The organism is Komagataeibacter kakiaceti JCM 25156 (genome assembly GCF_000613305.1).
In genome coordinates this window covers 1-3,282 of sequence record NZ_BAIO01000257.1, presented here as the reverse complement: position 1 = coordinate 3,282, position 3,282 = coordinate 1, and the positions used below count along the sequence as shown (strand labels likewise).

Sequence of the window (3,282 nt, the reverse complement as noted above, 5' to 3'; positions counted from 1 at the left end):
CCGGCACGCGCTTTTCGCGGCGGTGCGCGGGCGGCTGCTGCCGGTGCAGGTTACGGCGCTGCCTTTCGTCGCGCCGACATTCCGCCGCTAGGTCCCGCGTATTTTCACGGAATTTCCCGATCACAGGAGCAAGAACATGACGGTCTATTACACCAAAGAGCATGAATGGCTGCGCGTTGAGGGTGATGTCGCCGTAATCGGCATCACGCCCCATGCGGCGAACGAGCTGGGCGAACTGGTCTTTGCCGAGGCGCGTGATCCCGGCACCACCGTCGAGCAGGGCGACAGCGTGGCGTGGTGGAATCGGTCAAGGCGGCATCGGACATCTACGCCCCGATCACCGGTGACGTGCTGGCGTTCAACGATGCGCTGACCGATGACGCCGCCCTCGTCAACCGCGACCCGGAGGGGGAAGGCTGGATCGTGCGCATGACCATGGCCGACCCCGCCCAGCTTGATGGCCTGCTGGACGCCGCGACCTACGCCGCGCTGGTTGGCTGATCTCATTTCCCCCTTCATCTGACGGAGTATGCTGGCCGTGACGTCTCCCTCCTGCGGTTCTTCTTCCCTGTGGCATGATCTGGGCGATGACGCCGGTGCGTTCTGCGCCCGCCATGTCGGCCCGGACGCGCAAGACGTGGCCGGGATGCTGCGCGTGGTGGGGGCTGACACGCTTGACAGCCTGATGGCGCAGACCGTGCCGGACAGCATCCGCCTGCATGGGGGGATGGGTCTGGGCGCAGGCGTGTCCGAACCCGTGGCGCTGGCCCGCCTGCGCGCCATTGCGGCGGAAAACCGGGTTCTGACCTCGCTGATCGGTCAGGGTTATTACAACACGTTCCTGCCCGGCGTGATCCAGCGCAACGTGCTGGAAAACCCGGCCTGGTACACGGCCTATACCCCCTATCAGCCCGAAATCAGCCAGGGCCGGCTGGAGGCGCTGCTCAATTTCCAGACGCTGGTCATCGAACTGACCGGGCTGGACGTGGCCAATGCGTCCCTGCTGGATGAAGGCACGGCGGCGGCCGAGGCCATGGCCATGGCCCGCCGGGTGGCCAAAAGCAGGGCCACGGCCTTTTTTGTCGATGCCGACTGCCACCCGCAGACCATCGCCGTGCTGCGCACCCGTGCCGAGCCGATGGGCTGGCAACTCGTGCTGGGCGATCCCGCAACCGATCTGGACCCGCAGGCGGTGTTTGGCGCGCTGTTCCAGTATCCCGGCTCGACCGGGGAACTGCGCGATCCGCGCCCGTGGATCGAACGCCTGCACGCGGCGGGCGCCATCGCCGCGGTCTGCGCGGATCCGATGGCGCTCATGCTGGTGGAAAGCCCCGGCGCGCTGGGGGCGGACATCGCGGTGGGCACCATGCAGCGTTATGGCATGCCGATGGGGGCCGGTGGCCCGCACGCGGCCTACATGGCGGTGCGTGACGCGATGCGCCGGAACATTCCGGGGCGGATCGTGGGCGTGTCCATCGACGCGCGCGGCAAGCCCGCCTACCGTCTGGCGCTCCAGACGCGTGAGCAGCATATCCGCCGTGAAAAGGCGACATCCAATATCTGCACCGCACAGGCGCTGCCCGCCATCATCTCGTCCATGTACGCGCTGTATCATGGGCCGGAGGGGCTGAAGGCCATTGCCGGGCGCATCCACCGCCTGACCGCCATCGCGGCGGCGGGGCTGCGCGCGCTGGGCTGCACGGTTGTCACGCAGGCGTTCTTTGACACGCTGAAGGTGGAAACCGGCGCGCGGACCGATGCGGTCATCGCCCGCGCGCTGGAGGCGGGCATGAACCTGCGCCGCGTGGATGACGATCATATCAGCCTCAGCCTTGATGAAACCTCAACCCCCGACACCGTGCGCGCCGTGTGGCGCTGCGTGGCGGGAGATAGCGCATCGGTGGCGACGGTCGAGGCCGGTCTGGGCGCGGTGGGCGACGCCATTCCGGCGGGTCTGGCGCGGCAGGGTGAATTCCTGACCCAGCCGATCTTCTCCGCCTGCCGGTCGGAAACCGACATGCTGCGCTACCTGCGCCGTCTGGCGGACCGTGATCTCGCGCTTGACCGCTCCATGATCCCGCTTGGCTCCTGCACCATGAAGCTGAACGCCACGGCGGAAATGCTGCCCATCACATGGCCGGAATTCTGCAATATCCATCCCTTCGCCCCCGCCGATCAGATGCGGGGCTACGCGCGCCTGTTCACTGATCTGGAACGCATGCTGTGCCGGATCAGCGGCTACAGCGCGGTGTCGCTCCAGCCCAATTCCGGCGCGCAGGGCGAATTCGCGGGGCTCATGGCCATTCGCGGCTATCACCGCGCCCGTGGCGACGCAGGGCGTGACGTGTGCCTGATCCCCGCATCCGCCCACGGCACCAACCCGGCTTCCGCCCAGATGGCGGGCATGCGGGTCGTGGTGGTGGCGTGCGACGGGCAGGGCAATGTCGATATTGACGACCTGAAGGCCAAGGTTGCGAAACACGCGGACCAGCTGGCCGCCATCATGATCACCTATCCCTCCACCCACGGGGTGTTTGAGGAAAACGTGCGCGAGATCTGTGATCTGGTGCATGCGGCGGGTGGCCAGGTCTATGTGGATGGCGCGAACCTGAACGCGCAGGTGGGGCTGGCGCAGCCGGGCGTGTATGGCGGGGATGTCAGCCATTTCAACCTGCACAAGACCTTCTGCATCCCCCATGGCGGCGGTGGTCCCGGCATGGGGCCGATCGGCGTGGGCGCGCATCTGGCCCCCTACCTGCCCGGCGCGCCGCAACGGGGGGAGGCCAACGCCATTTCCGCCGCGCCGTTCGGCTCGGCTGATGTGCTGCCCATTTCGTGGATGTACATGGTCATGATGGGGGATGAAGGGCTGAAGCGCGCGACCGGGGTCGCGATCCTGAACTCCAACTATATCGCGACCCGGCTGTCCGGGCATTACCCGGTGCTGTACCGGGGCGCGCAGGGCCGCGTCGCGCATGAATGCATCATCGACCTGCGCCCGCTCAGGGATGAGACCGGCGTGACGGTGGATGACATCGCCAAGCGCCTGATCGACCATGGCTTCCATGCGCCCACGGTCAGCTTTCCCGTGGCGGGCACGTTCATGATCGAACCGACGGAGTCCGAAAGCCGGGCGGAACTGGACCGTTTCTGTGACGCGATGATCGCCATCCGCGCGGAAATCGCCGCCGTGGCGGAAGGGAAGCTGACCATTGAACAGAGCCCCCTGCGCCACGCCCCGCATACCGTGCGCGACGTGACCGCCCCGCAATGGGACCGCGC

1 protein-coding gene and 1 pseudogene are annotated in these 3,282 nt (G+C 67.1%); both read left to right on the top strand.

Going from position 1 to position 3,282, the window contains the following annotated elements:
- Positions 1 to 136 precede the first annotated feature (136 nt).
- Positions 137 to 501: pseudogene (gene gcvH / locus JCM25156_RS23900) on the top strand (glycine cleavage system protein GcvH).
- A gap of 28 nt (positions 502 to 529) precedes the next feature.
- Positions 530 to 3,282 (top strand): aminomethyl-transferring glycine dehydrogenase (gene gcvP, locus JCM25156_RS11815; protein ID WP_034959530.1); only part of this gene is annotated, 2,753 nt, incomplete at its 3' end.